This window comes from Methylobacterium sp. 174MFSha1.1 (genome assembly GCF_900116815.1).
Lineage (GTDB): Bacteria > Pseudomonadota > Alphaproteobacteria > Rhizobiales > Beijerinckiaceae > Methylobacterium.
In genome coordinates, this window is record NZ_FPCB01000070.1 from 1 (window position 1) to 18,440 (window position 18,440).

Below are 18,440 nucleotides of genomic sequence, written 5' to 3' on the forward strand. Positions count from 1 at the left end.
GCGACCGCGCGCATCCAGCCCTCCGGGCGCTCGAAGGTCGTGCAGCCCTTCGACACCGGCAAGGTCCAGACGATCGCGGTCGAGAACGGCAGCCGCGTCCAGGCCGGCGACGTGCTGCTGACCCTGGAGCCGACGGAAGCCGACGCCGACCTGTCCTCGCGCCAGGGCGACCTCGCGGCCCTGGAGGCCCAGATCGCGCGGCGGCGCGCCACGATCGAAGCGGTGGAGAAGAACCGGCCGACCATCAAGGCGAGCTTCCCGGCCGACGTGCCGCCCGCGGTGCGGGCCCGCGAGGAGGGCGCGATGCTGGCCGAGATCGGCCAGTACGTCACCACCCGCGACGCGTTCGAGGCGCAGTTGAACGAGAAGGTCGCGACCCAGGAGCGCTTCGCCGCCAGCATCGCCGCCAGGATGCGGCTCCAGGCGGTGTTGAAGGAACGCGCCGACATGCGCGAGACCCTGGTGGAGAAGGCCGCCGGCACCCGCGCGGCCGTGATCGACGCGGTGCAGCAGGTCGAGCAGGTCGCAGCCGACCTCGCCTACGACCGCGGGCAACTGACCGAGGCCAAGGCCGCCGCCACCTCGCTGCAGCGGCGCATCACGCAGCTCACCAGCGAGACCGTGGCGCGCCAGTACCAGGCGCTGACGGAAGCCGCGCAGAAGCGCGACGCCCTGGTGCAGGACGTGGTCAAGGCGACCCTCAAGCGCGAGCGCACGGCGCTGAAGGCGCCGATCTCCGGCACGGTGCAGCAGCTCGCCGTCACGACGCTCGGCCAAGTCGTCACCGCCGGCCAGCCGCTGATGGTGGTGGTGCCGACCGAAGGGCCGATCGAGGTCGAGGCCCAGGTCCAGAACAAGGATATCGGCTTCATCCTGCCCGACCAGGAGGCGGTGGTGAAGATCGACGCCTTCCCGTTCACCCGCTACGGCTCGATCGACGGCAAGGTCGTGCGCGTGTCGCGCGACGCGGTCGACGACCGCGAGGCGGGCGGGGGCAGCGACGCGCTGTCGGTGGCGCGCGGCCAGGGCCTCAACCCCGTGACCGGGATGCCGAAGACCCAGAACCTGATCTTCCCGGTGACGGTGGCGCTGGCCCGGACCACGATCATGGCGGACGGCAAGGAGGTGGCGCTGACGCCGGGCATGACCGCGACGGTGGAGATCCGCACCGGCCGGCGGCGGGTGATCGACTACCTGCTGTCGCCGGTGCGCGAGACGGCCTCGACGGCGGGGCACGAAAGGTGAGGGGAAACGGAAGTCCGCCGGGGGCGAGGCTGTGTGAACACGCGGAGGCTGTAGAAGGAACCCCCTTCGTCGAACTTTGGCGGTGCCGGCATAGGCGCACCGGTGGCATCGCGGCCGCCGCCCAGGGGACTCGAATGGCGGCCGCGTAGAAGATCGTTCGAAAAATTCCGGCACGAGCCTCAGTTTTCATACAACCTGGAGGCGGACTGGATCCGCCTCCAGGTTGTCTCGTCGAGGTCGTCTCGTCCTTTGCCCGTCGCACGACTGATCGCGCGTCACAGCGCGGCATCCCCGTTCGCGAGGAACGATCTCGTTGCCGAGCGGATCGGCCGACCAGTCAGATCGCTGGTTGACGGCAGCACGTGCCGGACGATCGCTTCCCGGATGCGATGGAACGGATTTCCTGCCCCGCAACACGCTCTGGTGATTTGTTGACCACCACCATCGCGTGCGCCTCGGCGGCCGTCCCACGGGAGCGAAGGTCCGCCGAGCCCGGCCAGCCTCGTAGGCCGGCAGACGAAGTGGATACCGGCTCGGCAAAGAAAATGGGGTAAAATCACAGACTTGGAGCACCGTCCGATCGCAGCGCGATCGGACGGTGCTCCAGCCCGATCGCGTTGCTCGATCAGGCGTCGTGTCGCCGAGGCGCTTCCAGGCCAGATGCAGCCTGGAATGCGCGGAGGAGCGCGTTCAGCGTATCGGTGCCGCCATTGTCGAGCTGCCGCCGTAGGCCGCAGCCTGTGTCGATGCAGATCCATCCCGGCGTCGGGATCTCGGGCGATACGCCCCATCCCAAGCCAGCCCTTGTCAACTGAGGCGCTGCCGTCGTGCCTTGGCCAGCAGCTTGCTCAGCTCCCGTCCGAGTTCCAGAAGCACCATGTCGGCGAGCTTCATCAGGAACGGCTGCTTTGCCTCCGCCAGCGTCTCACGCAGGGCCATGCACTGATCGGCCGCACGCTCGAGTGGATGATCCGCTTGGTTCACGGGCTCGGCGGCGAATCGCGAGCTGTCGTCCTTGCGGTCGGTGATGTCGACGATGATGCCATGACTGCGCAGCGGTCGACCGGCATCATCGTGGTAGAAGCGGCCCCGCGCCAGCACCCACCTCACTTTGCCCTTCCGTGGGCATGTCCGGTATTCGGCGACGAGCACTCCCGATGTCTCGACCGTCCGACGGATATAGGCCGAGACCCATTGCCGGTCGTCGCGATGGATGCCGGCCACGAAACGTTCGATCGATACGCCGGCCGCCGCCTCTCGCAGATCGACGCCGAACAAATTCGCCACGACATCATCGGTGTAGATGCGATTGCGAGAGATGTCCCAATCCCAGCTTCCCACCGCATCAGGGATGGCAAGCACGTCGATCATCGGTGGATGCAGATGAAGGGTGTGATGTGCGCTTCGCACGCGCGCCTCCGTCAGTAGTCCAACATGCCTACCCTAAATTGCATAGTCCGTAACAAATGGTAGTCGCCGAGCGTGAAATTTCACACGCGTTTCTAATAGCCGGACAAGAAATGTTATGGATAGCCGAGCATAGATAGGAGAGGGTTGTGACGGACTACGCAGAGGTTGGGCGATTTGCCATATCAAAACCATCTTTGTATGAGTGAATGGGAGATTGAAATGAGTAAAGACTCGCCATTCAGCCAGGATGATACCAGTTCTTCCTCTGAAGAAAATGCGATTATGAAATATTACGATGAAAATAAATGTTTTCAAAGAATAAATCAGATCGAGCAAAAACTGGGATTTCGCATCAAGATGTACGGAAAAGATTCGGGTTATCATAAAAATAAAGGATTGGAATATGAGAAATCCTGCCTTTACGATCAGTCAATTCAATTATTGAGTGCATTTACGCTTATCGCCGACGCGAAAACTCGTTCTGATATACTTGCATTAGTGATAGCTGCAGCGCAACATAAATCCTAGCTTGATTGATTGATGACAAACAATTGGTGGGTATAGTAGCGCAAATCGCACTGGTAATCGCCTCAATCCGTCCTGCGATCCTATCCCTCGGCGGAACTCGCGACGGTTTTCGCAGCCTGGCCCGTCACGCCGTCCGATTCGGGCGCGACGCGGTGGCCGTGCTGTCTTCGAAGTGCCGTGGAGACCGGATTCAAGGGGCGGCGGGGCGGTAGTCCTGCCCCGGCTGACTGATCCACGCCGAGGGCCCGTTTTCTGGGAGACGGTAGGTTCACGCCCCACCCGTTTCAGCGCCCGGCGCCTCTCCGTGCCGATGCATCCCCGGCATCGCCGTCATCTCCCTCCGCACACCGGTCTTCACGATGTAGCGCAGACCGTTGAACACGTCGCGCAGCTCATGGTCGCGCTGGCCCGAGTCCTCCCGCGAAAGCGCAAGGTCAGGGGCTACCAGCGCCCATTTTTCATCGGACACGTGGCACGGGTAGGCAGGGCGATCGAGGCTCATGCCTCTCAATGCTTATGCAACGTCATAAAGTCATAACACGCTTGGAGCAACATCATACTACGCCGGATTCGAGTGACGTGCGTCCGCCGTGGTGTATAGCTGAACAAACTTCATGCGAGCACCTGACCCGGAGCGGCCCCTCGCGCGTCGCGTCAGGAATGTCCGCCCGCGCGGATTGTTTGGACGCCCGGTTCCGCCGGATGCCGGCTCTCTCGCTGTCGGAGCGAGCCGGATCCGGGAGGGCCCGGCTGCACCGGGTCTCACCAGCGATAGCTCAGCACGCCTCGGAAAGCGTGGTCCTGGGCGCGATCCCCGGCCTGGCCGGTGTAGTTCACCCCGATCGTGACGCGCGGCGCGACTTGCACGTCGAGCCCAGCCGAGGCGACCACCGCGTTGCGGGCGATCGGCACGCCGGCGGTCAGGAACGCCGGTCCGCCATTGCTGAACGCCAGCAGCGCCTGGGGCACCACGTCGCCGAACGCCCGCCGATAGCCGATCAGCCCCCGTGCCACGACAGGCAGGTCGGCCCCGATGAGGCCCGCCAGCGAGACCTGGCCCTGCAGGCCGGCGGTGACCGTCTCGACTTCGTAGGAGCGCCCGAACACCGTCAGGGCCGCCGCCCCGCCCGTCTCCGTGAAGCCGTCACGCCGAATGCGGATCGCGGCCGCCCCGGCGAACGGCTCGAGGTAGCCGCCCGCGACGCCGATCCGGTAGCCCACCTCGCCGAAGCCCTGCACCGTGTCGCCGCCCGTCCGGCCGGAGGCGAGGCCCGCCAGACCCGGAACCTGCACGGCGCGGCGGGTGTCGAGGGCGTTGCCCGCATAGGCCGCACCCAGCCGCAGCTGCACCGGGCCGAGGGCGCCGTGGGCGTAGACCGCCCCGAAGCCGCTCTCGACCTGTCCCGTCGACTGGCGCGCGGCGACGTCGAAGCTCGTGAAGCTGTAGCCGGCCGCCACGCCGATCCGCCAGTCGGCGAGCGCGCCCGCCCCGGTCTCGGCCCCGAGCACGAAACCTCCGGTCTGCCGGCCGAGCCGGGCGGCGTTGCCGTTCTGGCGCGTCTCGCCGAAGCCGCCGAAGGCCTGGCCCCAGAGGGCGTAGCCCGGCGCGACGGGCTGCACCGGGACGGAGGAGGGGAACGCACGGCCGGGCAGGTCCGCCGCGTAGGCCGCCGGCAGGGTGGTGCCGGGGGAAAAGCGGCTGCCGACCGCCCCTCCCAGGCCGAAGCCGCCCGAGACCGCGTCGCCGAAGCGCATGTGGTCGAGGAGGGTCTCCTGCACGAAGAACGCCGTCTGCAGCTGAGCCGAGATGGCGCTCGCCTGCGCCTCGCCCGAGAGGCTGTCGAGCGCCCGCGTGTAGGCACCGTCACCCGACAGGCGCGAGAGGGCCAGGAAGGCCTGGTCGAGGCCCGGCGCGCCGGCATCCCAGGCGCGCTGGAACGCGCCCGCCACGCCGCGCTGGTTCGACGACTTCGCGGGGTCGCCGCCCTTGAAGTCGGCGTCCGCCACGAGCGAGAGGCTGTTGCCGGTGAGCAGGCTCGAATAGGTGAAGACTGGGCCCGCCGTGGCCTGGAGCACCGGCGCGCGGGCGAGGCCGCCCGCCGCCGTGACGATCGGGCCGCTCGAGCCCTTGCGCAGGCTGATCGGGTTGATCTCGACGGCGCCGTCGAGCTCGGCGCGCCCGGAGATCCGGAGCAGGTCGGCCTGCCCCCTGGCGGGATCGAGATCGATGCGCAGGCGCCCGCCCGAGGATTGCAGGAGGTCGCCGGTCAGCGAGGTCGTGCCCGTCGTGCCGATCCCGCCGACATGCAGGAGCCCCGCGTTGCGGAAGGTGCCGCCGCCAAGATCGATGGCGGCGGGCGCCGAGACGACGCCGCCGGGCCGGTTGTCGATGACGTTGCCGGTCCCGCCCTGGACCGAGGCGCTTCCGACCGCGACGCTGCCGGCCGCGCCCTGGATGGCGACGTTGCCGATGATCGTCCCGGTATTGGTGAGCGTGGTGCCGCCCGGCGTCGCGGTCAGGATCGCGTAGGCGGTCGCGGGATCGCCCACGGCCTCGATCCGTCCCGCGTTGTCGATCCGGTTGGCGATGCCGCCGCGGAGCCGGATGGCGGCCGCGTCGCGCTGCGTGACCGGCTGGCCCGCCGCGTTGCCGGGCTCCGGCGCGCCGCCCCGGACGACGGACGCGGCATCGATCGTGATCGTGATCGCGCCGGCCGACAAGCCGTCGCTCTGGGCGAGGATGCCGGCTGACCCTGTGCCGGTCGCCGCGACCTGGCTGTTGGCGAGCGTGACCGCGACGGTCGAGCCTGCGCCGTAGCCGCCGACGCTGCCGTCGGCCAGGTTGACCGCGCTGCCGTCCGGCGACGGCTTGTAGGCGTAGATCCCGCCGCCGCCGCCGATGCTCTGGGCGAAGATCGCCGGCGCGTGGCCGCCGGTCGTCCGGACGGATGCGCCGGACAGGCCGACCGACACCGCCCCGCCATCGCTGATGTAGGAGGCGGGCGCGGTGAAGAGCCTCGTCTCCTGGTAGCCGACATAGCGGGTGACCGCGGAGAAATCGCCGCCGATGCCGCCGCCGCCGCCGACCGACTGGGCGAGGAGGCCGACGGCGCCGGCGCCGGCCGTGGAGACCGCCGCGCCCGGGTTCAGGCTGACCGCGACGGCGCCGCCGTTGCCGCTGTTTCCGACGCCGACGCTCTCGGCAGGAAGCAGCTGCCCGCCGACCGCGATGCCGCCGCCGCCCCCGACCGACTGCGCGACGATGGCGTGCGCGTCGAGGCCCGAGGTGGTGATCGCGCTCCCGGTGACGACCGTCACGGCGCCGCCGTTGCCGCCCGAACCCGACACGCCGCCGAGGCGGACCGAGACGCCGTGGGTGTCGCTCAGCGCGCCCTGGGGATTGCTGGCGATCTTCGCCGGGTCGAACGTCTGGTCGGTGGTCATGGTGCGCGCCAGGCCGCCGCCGCCGCCGATGCTCTGGGCGAGGATGCCGATGCCGTGCTTGCCCGTCGTTGTGATCGTGCCGGGGCCGGCCTGGTCGCCGTTGACGACCGTGACCGCGCCGCCGGCGCCGCCTTTGCCGCCGTTCCCCCCGACCGTGATGCCCAGGCTCTTGAGGGAGCCGTTGGTCGACCCGGCCATGGCGCCCTCGCCGCCGCCGCCGCCGACGCTCTGGGCGAAGATGCCGAAGGCCGCGACGCCCTGCGTCAGGATCGCTCCGCCCGCGCCGTTGGTGACGGTGACGGCGCCGCCCTCGCTGCCCGCGCCGGCAATGCCGCCGACCCCGATCGTCGCCTGGGCGGGCTCGTTGGTCTGCGCCTTGGTGGTCGAGGTGGCGCTGCCGCCGCTTCCCCCGCCGCCGCCGACGCTCTGGGCGTAGATGCCGTCCGACTGGGCGCCGAAGGTCGTGATCGATCCGGTATTCGTCGCCTGCGCCGTCCCGCCGCGGCCCCCGGCGCCGCCCAATCCCCCGACCGTGACCGCGGCGGAGAGCTGCGTGACGGTTCCGATCTCGCTCGCGGCCAGCTGGGGCTGGGTCAGCATCTTCTCCAGCTGCGCGGCGGTCGCCAGGATCGTCGCGCCATCCTGCCCGATCTGGAACAGATCGTTGCCGAGATCCTGCACTTTCTGGTCGAGGCCCAGCCCGCCGGACAGGATCTTGGCGAGGTTGTTCCCGTCGCCGAGCGGCGTCGAGCCGCCGGCGGTCGCCCCGGCCTTGCCGCCCTTGCCGCCGCCGCCGCCGATGCTCTGGACCGACAGGCCGATCGCGTCGGTGCCGCGGGTGACGATGCTGCCGCCGTTCCGCACCGTCGCGGTGTTGCCGTCGTTGCCCGAGCCGCCGTTTCCGCCGACGGTGGTCGCGGAGGCGAGCTTGCTGCCCGAGGCCGTCGTCACGCCGCCGCCGCCCGCGCCGCCGCCGCCGCCCACGCTCTGCACGAACACCGCATCCGCGCCGTCGCCCCGGGTCGTGACGGCGCCGGTATTGGTCAGGGAGGCCGTGCCGGCGACGCCGCCCGAGCCGCCCGAGCCGCCGATGGTGATCGCGGCCGACACGCTGCCCTTGGCCTTGGTGGTGGTGGAGGACGCGTCCCCGGCGCCGCCCGCGCCGCCGCCGCCGCCGATGCTCTGGGCGAACACGCCGTAGGCGTCCTGCCCGAGGGTCGCGATCACCCCCGAATTGGTGAGCGTGACGGCGCCGCCCGCGCCGCCGGTGCCGCCGGTGCCGCCCATCACCACCACGGCCGAGACGCTGGCGGACGAAGAGCCGCCGCCCGCATAGGCGCTCCCGGTGCTGTCGCCGCCGAGGCCGCCGCCGCCGCCGATCGATTGCGCGATCACCCCGATCGCGCCGTCGCCTTGCGTCGTGATCAGGCCCGCATTCGCGAGGCCGACCTTGCCGGCGTCGTCGCCGGTGCCGCCGCGGCCGCCGGTCGAGACCGCCACCGAGATCGCCGGCACGTCGGGATCCGGCGAGAAGCTGACGGCCCGCGCGGCCGCGGCGCCGCCCGCGCCGCCGCCGCCGCCGATGCTCTGCAGGACCACGCCGGGGGCGTCCGCGCCGTAGGTGATGATCTGCCCGGTGTTGCTCAGGCCGACCGCGCCGCCGGTGCCCCCGGACCCGCCGTTGCCGCCCAGGGCGACGGACGTGGAGACGACGAGGCTGCCGCTGAGTGCGACGCCCGCCCCGCCCTTGCCGCCGCCGCCGCCGACCGACTGCGCGGCGAGGCCGGCCGCGTGGTCGCCCGAGGTGGCGATCAGCGCCCCGTTCGACACCGTCACCGGGCCAGCCGAGCCGCCGTCGCCACCCTTGCCGCCGATCGCGATGGCGAAGCTCCCCGCCGTCTTGGCCGAGGCGCTGCCGGCCGCGCCGCCGCCGCCGCCGATGCTCTGGGCCAGGATGCCGCCGCTGCCGTCGGTGCCGATCTGCTGGAAGAGGCCGGACCCGAGCTTGACGTCGACCTGGCCGCCCCTGCCGCCGTTGCCCCCCTGGCCGCCGATGGCCAGGGCGGGGACGGGGCCGATGCTGTAATCGGTGACGTCGCCGCCGAGGCCGCCGCCACCGCCGATGCTCTGGACGACCGCCGCGCTGCTGCCGGTGCCCGAGGATGTCACCTTGGCGTTCGGCGCCGCGAGCGTCGCGGCGGCGCCATCGGCGCCGGCGCCCCCGTCGGCGCCCCACGAGCCCCAAGCGGTCGCGCCGGCGTCGCCGCCGCCGCCGCCGATGCTCTGGACCACGGCGCCCTGGACGAAGTATCCGGAGGCCGTGATGCTGCCCTGCGTCGTGCTGCTGCCGATGGTCAGGGACGCGCTGCCGCCGGCCCCGGCGAAGCCGCCGCCACCCGCCGATCCGCGCCCGGCCGCACCCGCGCCCGCGCCGCCGAAGCCGCCGGAGGACTGCACCAGCACGCCCGTTCCGGAAAGGCCGTCGGCCTGAGGGGGGGTCGTGAGGGTGATCGTCCCGAGAACCGTCGCGCTCGCCGCGCCGCCCGCTCCGCCGCCGCCGCCGCTCCCCGCGTACTGGGTGCCGTTCGTCGGTTTCCCCCCCATCCCGCCTAACCCGCCGTTCGAGGTCACGGAGATGCCAACCGGAATGCTGGGCAAAGGCGCGCCTCCGCCGACCACCGTGAGGGCGCCGCCCCTCATCGTGACGGTCGCCGAGCCACCGTCGCCCCCTTTGCCACCGTTGCCGCCCGTGCTGTCGATGTACGACGGTCCGGCATTCTCGCCGTTGCCGGCGTTGCCCCCGTCGCTCGACGCCGAGATGGCGGTTGGGCGAGAGAGACCGGCTGTCGCTGTGATCTGACCTTGTGTCCACTCGACCGAGACGGTGCCGCCCTTGCCGCCGGCTCCACCATTGCCGCTCGTCGATGCTGCCCCCGAAATGTAGGTCGACTCGCCGTAGCCGCCCCGCCCGCCATTGCCGCCGACCGATTGTGCGAGCACGGGCACCGTCGCCTGGATGGTGCCGCCCGCGGTCAGCGTGACGGAACTGCCGGGAGCGGCGTCTCCGGCATTGCCGCCGGATTTCTCGTAGAGGCCGCTACCGGACTGGATCCCCCCCGCGCCACCGCTGCCGCCGAGCGACAGCAGCCAGAAGCCGAAATCGGTCGTGGGTGACCGTGCGCTCGGGACGATGCTGCCGCTGAACGCGGCCCTGATCGATCCGCCGCCGCCGCCTCGGCCGCCGAGTCCCCCGTTATCGTCCTCGCCGGCATCCCCGGCGCCGCCGATCCCGCCGATGCCGCCCTGGGACAGGAGATAGCCGCCGACGCGGTAGCTCACGCTCTTGTCGAGGAAGGGATTCACGATCACGAACGAGCCGGACAGGGAGACCCCGCTGCCGGTCGCGACGATGCCCGCGCCGGCGACGCCCGGCAGGCCCGTCCCGCCCGGATTGCCTCCTCCGGGCGTCGCCGGACCGTTGCAGCCCGGGGTGCCGATCGTCGTCGTCAGAAAGGCCGGAGTGCTGTCGTTGCTGTAGGTGCCCGCGGGCACGGTGTAGGTGATCGGCGCCGGCGCGGGCGGGTTCGAACTCGGACTGCAGGCTTGCGCGTGCGCGGACGTGCCGGTGAGCAGCTGCTCCAGGGCGAGCGTGCCGAGGGCGAGCAGCACGCTCTGCGTCACGCGCTGCGGCGCGAGCCCTCGGCGCCCGCGAGGCTCCGGCTTCCATCCCTGCGGGTCCGCGGCCGCTGCGGGGGCGGGATTCCGGCCGGGGCCGGCCATGGCTGCGCGCGTCCTCATCGATCCGCCCTCCGTCTCGTCTTTTGCGATGTCTGGTCGATCGCTTTCGTCAGGGATCGCCGGCCAGTTCGGCGGCCAGGGTCCGGACGCCTCGGCGCAGGCCTTCGGACAGCGCGAAGCTCACCCGGGTCGCCGCCACGAAGATGCCGAGGCGCCGGTTGGGCGACAGCACGACGTAGGTCATGAAGCCGCCGATGCCGCCGCTCTTGCCGAGCAGCGCTGGCACCCGGTGCTCGGCCGGGCTCGCGATCCAGCCGAGCCCGATCCCGTCCGCCTCGGTCGCTTCGACGCCGACGAGCGCCTTCATCCCGTCCTGGGAGCGCCACACGGCGTGGGCGAGGCTGCGGGCGGCCTGGCCCGCCTGGTCGTCGGCGAGGTGCCAGCGCATCCACCGCACCATGTCGTCGGCGGTCGAGGTGAGGCCGCCGCTCGCCGCCATGGCGGCCGGGGCCGGCGCGTTGGGATCCGGCTTGCCGAACGGACCGAGGCCGGTCATCAGCCGCGGCGCCTGGGCCTCGGTGAGGGCGGGACCGGTGTCGCGCAGGCCGAGCGGCCCGGTGACGACCTCCTCCAGCAGCGTGCCGTAGGGCTTGCCCGCCGCCCGGGCGAGGGCGTCGCCGAGGAGCCCGAAGCCCGCATTCGAGTAGAGGAGCCTCGTTCCCGGCGGGTAGGCCGGCCCGTTCGCCGCCAGCCAGTCCCAGTAATAGCCGATGCGGAAGACCGAGAACGGGTTGCCGCCGGGACCCGGCACGATCCCGGGATCGGGCAGCTCCCGTGGCAGCCCCGCCGCGTGGGTGGCGAGGTCGAGGAGGCTGATCGCCCGCCCGCCGGCCTTCGCCATCGGAATCGTCACCCCGGCGGGCGCGTACCGGGACAGCGGATCCGCGAGACCCACCCGTCCCCCGGCGGCGAGGGACGCCAACAGGTCGGTGGCGAAGACCTTCGAGACCGAGCCGAGCCGGACGATGCTGCGCCCGTCGGGCTCGATCCCGCTGCCGGGCGCCGTCTCGCCGAAGCCCAGCACGAGGCTCTCGTCGCCGCGCAGGACGGCGAGGACCAGTCCGGGCGCGCCGGAATCGAGATACATCGCCATGCCGGCGAGCGCGGCGGCCTCGCGCAGCGCGAGATCGGCGGCCGCGGCCTGCCCGACCGGCGCGATCATCAGGCACGCTGACAGAACGACGTCACGCCAGTGCAGCATGGAGTCCCCCCGGGCTCGTGATCGGGCGATTGTGTTGATTCTGCTTGAGTGCGCCTGGCCGTTGCTGGCGGAAGTGGGTATCTGGGCCAGAGTATTTCGCGACGACTGTGTTTCTTTGGAAACCTTCGCCGTCCCGACCAAGCTTGGCAATGAGATGTGGACAAATCGACGTCGGGGACGGACGAACGGTCGTGCGGTTCGCGGTCGCGACGCACCGGACAGTCTCGATCGACTGTCCGTATATTGACAAAGAGCGCGTCCGGCGCCGGGCCGACGTCAGCGCTTGACCCGGGCCGCGCGGCGCGGTGGGCAAGCCGGCCTCAGAGGCCGAGGCGGGCCTTCAGTTCGGCGCGGCAGGGGCGCGAGACCGGCAGGGCCCCGGGAAGATGCCGGAGCTGCACCGTCCAGGCACCGGACGGATCGATGTCGACGGCCCTGACGTGACGCAGGTTGACGATCGCCGTGCGATGCACCTTCACGAAGGAGGCCGGCGGCAGCAGGCTGCTCCAGAGGCCGAGCGTCCGGAGATCGGTGACCCAGGCGCCGTCGACCAGCGCCACCTCGGTGTAGTTGCGTGCCGAGCGCAGACACACGACCGCGTTGGGATCGACCCCCCGCACCCCCCGTTTGCCGCGCAGGTAGATCAGCGACGTCGCGGGTGCGCTGGCCGGTTCCGGCAGGGCCCGGTCGGCGTACCGCGCGAGGCCGATGAGCTCCGCGCATCGGAAGAGCGCCTTGATCTCGGCATCGGACCAGCGGCGGTAGTCCCGCACCGCGTCGAAGCCGAAGGCGGCCCTCAGCCGGCCATCGTGGGTGATCGGCACCGCCAGGATGCTCTTGTCGTCCTGGCGCAGCATCTCGGCCTTCAGGCTTCGGGCCTGCCGGGGAAGTCCCTCGACGCGGTGGACCATCACGGCACGGCCCGCGACCAGTTGCTGATGCAGCCACGCGAACATCGTCACCGGGGCGTCCTGCAGGTCCTGGACGTAGCCCGTGATGAAGGGCCGGCACCATTCGTGGGTGTTGCGGAAGGTGGTGAGATCGGAACTGTACTCGAACATCCAGGCCCGGTCGGACCCTGACGCCCGGCCCGTCGCCTCGAGGATGGCCGAGATGCCGGCGTCGATCGACCGGCTCAGCAGCGCGCGCGCCGCCCGGAACGTCCAGTCGAGGTCGGTCGCGTCGGCACACTCGTCCGGATGCACGAACTCGTAAGGTGAAGGCAGCTCCATGTCCCATGCCCGAACGGCGCCCGTGCACGACACTCTTACACAGTGGAAACCGGCAGCACCACTCATTGCAACAGGTTTGCGGCAGCGCGACCCATCGCTTTCCGTCTCAGGATCTAACGCATGTGCGGGAAGACAACTTCGGGTCGGTAAAAGCAGGCTGATGCTTCCGATCCTTCGCAAATGCACCGTCCGTGTTCGTCGGCCTTCGAGGTCGGCTAAGCTCGAATACTCCACCCAGTCACTTCGAATGATCGTCAGGTTAAAGGCGACGGTGGTGGTGCCGGTCTTGGCAGAGGGGCCACATGCTCTCCCCGCTTTGCCAGTCCATGCCGCAGCAGCTTGCGGGTTACGCACGGACATTCCAGCGACAATGGCGGAAGTCCGTCAGTGGCGCAATCCAGCCGCTCGGCATCCATCCGGAGCATCGCCGCTTCCCACCCCATGCGGGCCTTCGGCAGAAGCGATTCTGAGGTCCGGAAGGGATCAACAGCGTGGATTGCGCGAGCACCACCAGAATGTCCGAGTGGGGTCGGTAGCGGCGGTTCAGCGCCTCTTGGCCCAATGTCGCCCCATGGAAGAGGGTCTATGCCAAGCTGAGCCCGACGCATCTACGTCGCACGTCCCAGGCGCTCGAAGTCGGGCGTCCTCGGCTGCGAACGGTCGGCTGAATTGAACCTGTCCGGACGGGCGCCTGAGGTTCAAGGGTTCCAGAGAACCCCGGCGCGAACGCTAAATCGAAGGCTGAGTGCTTGAAGTGGTGGTGCCGCAAGAGGGATTCGAACCCCCGACCCCCTCATTACGAATGAGGTGCTCTACCAGCTGAGCTATTGCGGCGTCGGCGGGCCGGCGGAGCCGGCGGCCAGTGGCGCCCTCATACCCGCGAAGCGATGGATTGGCAAGGCTCACGGCGAACCATCGCGACGTTCGAAGACGAGGCGGGAGCCTTGCAGGTCCTGACGGCCCTGCGGTGCAGCGCGGCGGGGACTCCGGGACGCGCGGCATGTCGGGAGGATCGGGGTCGGACCCGGGCGCGCATCGGACGGCCAAGCCGGTCGGGGCGGGGTGGCGAGAGCCGGCCCCACGATCCGGAAAACTGTTTTGCGGATCCGGGTTGTGCCGGTGTCGGCCGCGATCTACCCTTGCGGCAATCACCCTAGCCCCAAGGCCTCTCCCGCATGGTCACCCGCGTCGCCACCGTCGCCTTCGAGGGGATCGAGGCGCGTGCCGTCGACGTGCAGGTGCAGATCACGCCCGGCGCCGTGGCCTTCACGGTGGTGGGCCTGCCCGACAAGGCGGTGGCGGAATCGCGCGAGCGGGTGCGCTCGGCGCTGATCGCCTCCGGCTTGGCGCTGCCGGCCAAGCGCATCACCGTCAACCTCGCCCCGGCCGACCTGCCGAAGGAAGGCTCGCACTACGACCTGCCGATCGCGCTCGGCATGATGTGCGCCATCGGCGCCCTGCCGGCGGACGCGCTCTCCGGCTACTGCGTGCTCGGCGAGCTGGCCCTCGACGGCAGCCTCACGGCGGTGGCCGGCGTGCTGCCGGCGGCGATGGCGGCCAATGCCCGCGGGCTCGGGTTGATCTGCCCGGCGGCGAGCGGGCCGGAGGCCGCCTGGGCCGCCGGCGACATGGACGTGCTGGCGCCGCGCTCGCTGATCCAGCTCGCCAACCACTTCAAGGGCACGCAGGTGATGGCGCGGCCCCTGCCGGCCGTGGCCGCCCCTGCCGGGGCGCTACCGGACCTGCGCGAGATCAAGGGCCAGGAGGGCGCCAAGCGCGTCCTGGAGATCGCGGCGTCCGGCGGCCACAACCTCCTGATGAACGGCCCGCCCGGGGCCGGCAAGTCGATGCTCGCCGCCCGCCTGCCCTCGATCCTGCCGCCGCTCGGGCCGCGCGAATTGCTCGAAGTCTCGATGATCCAGTCGGTGGCCGGCACGCTGAAGGACGGCGCGCTGTCGAACCGCCGGCCGTTCCGCGCGCCCCACCATTCCGCCTCGATGGCGGCACTGGTCGGCGGCGGCATCGGCGCGCGGCCGGGGGAGGTGTCGCTCGCCCATGGCGGCGTGCTCTTCCTCGACGAGTTGCCCGAGTTCAACGGCCAGGTGCTCGATTCCCTGCGCCAGCCCCTCGAGACCGGCAACGTGATGATCGCGCGGGCCAACCACCGGGTGACCTATCCGGCCCGGTTCCAGCTCGTCGCGGCGATGAATCCGTGCCGCTGCGGCCAGGCGACGGAGCCGGGCTTCGCCTGCCGGCGCGGCCCGAACGAGCGCTGCGTCGCGCAGTACCAGGCCCGGCTCTCCGGCCCGCTCCTCGATCGCATCGACCTCCAGATCGAAGTGCCGGCGGTCACGGCCGCCGACCTGATCCTGCCGCCGCCGGACGAGGGCTCGGCGGAGGCCGCCGCCCGCGTCGCCGCGGCGCGCACCCGCCAGGAGCGGCGCTACACGGAAGCCGGACAGCCCGCCGGCACCACCAACGCCTCCTGCCCGGCGACGCTGATCGAGGAGGCGGCGCGGCCCGACGCGGAGGGCCTGGCGCTGATCCGCGACGCGGCCGACGCCATGCGGCTCTCGGCCCGCGGCTTCCACCGGGTCCTGCGCGTCGCCCGGACGCTGGCCGATCTCGACGGCGAGGCACGGGTGCGCCGGCTCCACCTCGCCGAGGCCCTGTCCTACCGCAGCCGCCAGGACCGGCGCCCGGCCGCGGCGTGAGGCGCCGCGGTTAACAGCGAGTTGCCGCGACCCGTCGAATTGCGCCGGTCTCCTGAGGGCCCCGCTAAGCGACTTTCGCCACTCATCTTTCAGCTCCACCCGGCACTCTCGCCCTTCATCGGGTGCCCTGGAGGATACGGGATGGTGTGGCTCTGCGCAGCGATCGGGTGCCTCGTCGCCCTCGCCTGGCTGGCGGCGCGCTGGAGCGGCGGCCGGCGCCGGAACCAGGGCGAGGTCGAGCGGCTGCACGATCTCGTCTGGCGCACCTCCGAGAGCGAGGAGCGCTACCGCAGCCTGGTCGAGGCGCAGATCGAGCTCGTCGTCCAGCGCGACACCGAGGGCCGCATCACCTTCGCCAATCACGGCTTCGCCGCCCTCCTCGGCACCACGCCCGACGCGCTGCTCGGCACGACGCACGAGGTCGAGGTGGTCGACCGGGGCGAGATGCGCCAGCGCGCCGACGGGGCGCGCCTCGTCGACCTCGCGATCCTGCCGGCCGGCGGCGGGCCGGTGCGCTGGTTCGCCTTCGTCGAGACCGTGACCGCCGGGCGCGACGGGCGGGCCGAGGTGCTGCGGGCCGGCCGGGACGTCACCGAGCGGGTCGAATCCGCCCGGTCCCTCGAGGAGGCCCGCAGCCGGGCGGAAGCCGCGAGCGTGGCGAAGTCCCGGTTCCTCGCCAGCGTCAGCCACGAGTTCCGCACGCCGCTCAACGGCATCATGGGCATGGCCGACCTGATGCTCGAAACTCCCCTGAGCCCCGAGCAGCGCACCTATGCCGAGTCGGTGAAGACCTCCGGCGAGGCGCTGCTCTCGCTCATCGACGGCATCCTCGACTTCTCGAAGATCGAGGCCGGGCGCCTCGACCTCGCGGCGGAGCCGTTCGACCCGGCGGCCCTGGTCGAGAGCGTCGTCGAGCTGCTGGCGCCGCGCGCCCAGGACAAGGGCCTGGAGATCGCCGCCGACATCGAGGCGCTACCCTCTCTCCTGATCGGCGATGCCGACCGGGTGCGCCAGATCCTGATCAACCTCGCCGGCAACGCGGTGAAGTTCACGGAGGTCGGCGGCGTCGGCGTCACGGCGTCCTGGGACGAGGACGGCCTGACGGTGGCGGTGCACGATACCGGCCCGGGCATTCCCGAGGAGCGGCTGCCGGTGCTGTTCCAGGAATTCGAGCAGGGCGACGGGAGCGCCAGCCGGCGCCACGAGGGCACGGGGCTGGGCCTCGCCATCACCCGACGTCTCGTCGACCGCATGGGCGGCCGGCTCGACGTCACGTCGCGGCCGGGGGAGGGGAGCTGCTTCCGGGTGCACCTGCCGCTGCGCGACGCTCCCGGCCGGGATCGGCCGCCGATGCCGAGCCTCGCCGGCCGGCGCGTCCTGGTGGTGGCGGCGGCGGCCTTCGAGGCGCCCTACATCACCCGCCGCCTCGGCCGGGCCGGCGCCGAGGCCGTGGTGGTCGAGACGGCCGCCGAGGCCGCCGCGACCCTGTCTGCCAAGACATTCGATGCGGTCATCGCCGACCGGGCGCTGGGCGACGCCACGGTTCGCGGGATCGCGGCGGCGGCCCGGCAGACTGGGGTGAGCCGCAGCATCGTGCTGCTGTCGCCGTTCGACCGGCGCGATTTCGGCTCGCCGGCGGCGGCGGGCTTCGACCGCTACCTGATCAAGCCGGTGCGCCTCACCTCGCTCCTCGCCCGCCTGGCCGAGCCGGCGGCGCCGCCCACCCGCGCGCCGAGCGTCCAGGACGGCCCGCTGCGGCCGTCGTCCCGCCGGCCGCGGGTGCTGCTCGCCGAGGACAACCCGATCAACGCGCTGCTGGCCACCAAGGCCCTGGAGCGCCTCGGTGCCGTGGTGCTCTGGGCCCGCGACGGTGCGGAGGCGGTGGCGCGGATGCAGGAGGCGGCGAGTTCCGCGACGCGGTTCGACCTCGCGCTGGTCGATATCCGCATGCCGATTCTCGACGGGCTCGAAGCGGCGCGGCAGGTGCGCGCGCATGAGGAGATGCACCGCTTGCCGCGCCTGCGCCTCGTGGCGCTGACCGCCAACGTCCAGGCCGAGGATCAGGCCGCCGCCCTCGCGGCCGGCTTCGACGGCTTCCTGTCGAAGCCGCTCGACCTGAAGGCCCTGCCGCCGTTGCTGGAGGCGCAGGCGGCGTGACGGACGCTGCCGGCATTGTCCGGGGCAGGGGAGCAAGCGGACGGCCTCCGCCAGTGCAACTTCCGTCTCGCGCGCAGTGTCCAAATCGGGCCTGCCCTCGGCAAACCCGCCTTCTCCGGTGAGCGCCGAGACGCAAGGGTTTGCCAGCATGCGCCGTAGCGAAGCCGCCTGAAACAGCTTGGGGCGACATTCGCAGCTGTCCAACAGAGCACCGGTCGCTGTCGGGCCAATCCCTGAACGCGACGAAGCCCGCCAAGCGTGAGCTCGGGCAGGCTTCGTCGTGAGGGTCGTGAGGAGGGAACGTGTGCGTGCTTGGCAGGTCTGGCGGTGACCGACTCTCCCGTGTCTTGAGACACAATACCATAGGCGCTGGGGCGGTTAACGGCCGAGTTCGAGATGGGATCGGGTTCTGATCACCCCGCTCTGACCACCAGACCGGCCAAGCACGTCGCGTGCGGCAAGCATGTGTGGAGGGGCTGTGACGCCCATCCGTCTTCATCGTGGTGTGGTTGGTGTCGATCCGGACACGGATCATGAGAGCGATCAAGCCGATCGAGCGATTAGTACTGGTCAGCTCAGCGCGTTGCCGCGCTTGCACATCCAGCCTATCCACGTGGTCGTCTTCCACGGCTCTCGAGGGAGTTCTCGTTTCAAGGGGGGTTTCCCGCTTAGATGCCTTCAGCGGTTATCCCGACCGGACATAGCTACCCT

8 protein-coding genes, 1 tRNA gene, 2 rRNA genes and 1 pseudogene are annotated in these 18,440 nt (G+C 70.9%); 4 read left to right on the forward strand and 8 right to left on the reverse strand.

Going from position 1 to position 18,440, the window contains the following annotated elements; all coding sequences use genetic code 11:
* A partial coding sequence (locus tag BM430_RS32890) for an HlyD family type I secretion periplasmic adaptor subunit (protein ID WP_143132206.1) occupies window positions 1-1,245 on the forward strand: 1,245 nt, incomplete at its 5' end.
* Window positions 1,246-2,052: 807 nt separating this feature from the next.
* Here BM430_RS32890 and BM430_RS32895 read toward each other — a convergent pair.
* Window positions 2,053-2,616 carry a PAS domain-containing protein gene (locus tag BM430_RS32895; RefSeq protein ID WP_093571392.1) on the reverse strand — a complete coding sequence of 188 codons (564 nt, stop codon included), beginning with the start codon at window positions 2,614-2,616 and terminating at the stop codon, window positions 2,053-2,055.
* Between the two features lie 258 nt (window positions 2,617-2,874).
* Here BM430_RS32895 and BM430_RS34430 point away from each other — a divergent pair, with 258 nt between their 5' ends.
* Complete coding sequence (locus BM430_RS34430; RefSeq protein ID WP_143132207.1) at window positions 2,875-3,183, forward strand: hypothetical protein; 309 nt, start codon at window positions 2,875-2,877, stop codon at window positions 3,181-3,183.
* 346 nt (window positions 3,184-3,529) lie between these two features.
* Here BM430_RS34430 and BM430_RS32900 read toward each other — a convergent pair.
* The 5 genes and pseudogenes from BM430_RS32900 to BM430_RS32920 form a co-directional block, all read right to left on the reverse strand.
* Window positions 3,530-3,685 (reverse strand): annotated as a pseudogene (locus tag BM430_RS32900) (transposase); the annotation flags it as partial.
* A gap of 260 nt (window positions 3,686-3,945) precedes the next feature.
* A complete protein-coding gene (locus BM430_RS32905; RefSeq protein WP_143132208.1) occupies window positions 3,946-10,425 on the reverse strand; it encodes an autotransporter outer membrane beta-barrel domain-containing protein in 6,480 nt (2,159 codons plus the stop codon).
* 49 nt (window positions 10,426-10,474) lie between these two features.
* Window positions 10,475-11,626, reverse strand: a complete 1,152-nt coding sequence (gene ampH, locus BM430_RS32910) for a D-alanyl-D-alanine-carboxypeptidase/endopeptidase AmpH (protein WP_093571394.1) — start codon at window positions 11,624-11,626, stop codon at window positions 10,475-10,477.
* A 320-nt stretch (window positions 11,627-11,946) separates the two neighbouring features.
* A complete protein-coding gene (locus tag BM430_RS32915; protein ID WP_177303249.1) occupies window positions 11,947-12,858 on the reverse strand; it encodes a LytTR family transcriptional regulator DNA-binding domain-containing protein in 912 nt (303 codons plus the stop codon).
* Window positions 12,859-13,616: 758 nt separating this feature from the next.
* A tRNA-Thr gene (locus BM430_RS32920) sits at window positions 13,617-13,692 on the reverse strand.
* Window positions 13,693-14,033: 341 nt separating this feature from the next.
* Between BM430_RS32920 and BM430_RS32925 the strand changes: the two genes are divergently transcribed.
* Window positions 14,034-15,572, forward strand: a complete 1,539-nt coding sequence (locus BM430_RS32925) for a YifB family Mg chelatase-like AAA ATPase (protein ID WP_093571396.1) — start codon at window positions 14,034-14,036, stop codon at window positions 15,570-15,572.
* A 141-nt stretch (window positions 15,573-15,713) separates the two neighbouring features.
* A complete protein-coding gene (locus BM430_RS32930; RefSeq protein WP_093571397.1) occupies window positions 15,714-17,729 on the forward strand; it encodes an ATP-binding protein in 2,016 nt (671 codons plus the stop codon).
* 319 nt (window positions 17,730-18,048) lie between these two features.
* On the opposite strand, the gene rrf is transcribed toward BM430_RS32930, so the two are convergent.
* A 5S ribosomal RNA gene (rrf, locus tag BM430_RS32935) occupies window positions 18,049-18,164 on the reverse strand.
* 104 nt (window positions 18,165-18,268) lie between these two features.
* Window positions 18,269-18,440 (reverse strand): 23S ribosomal RNA (locus BM430_RS32940); the annotation flags it as partial.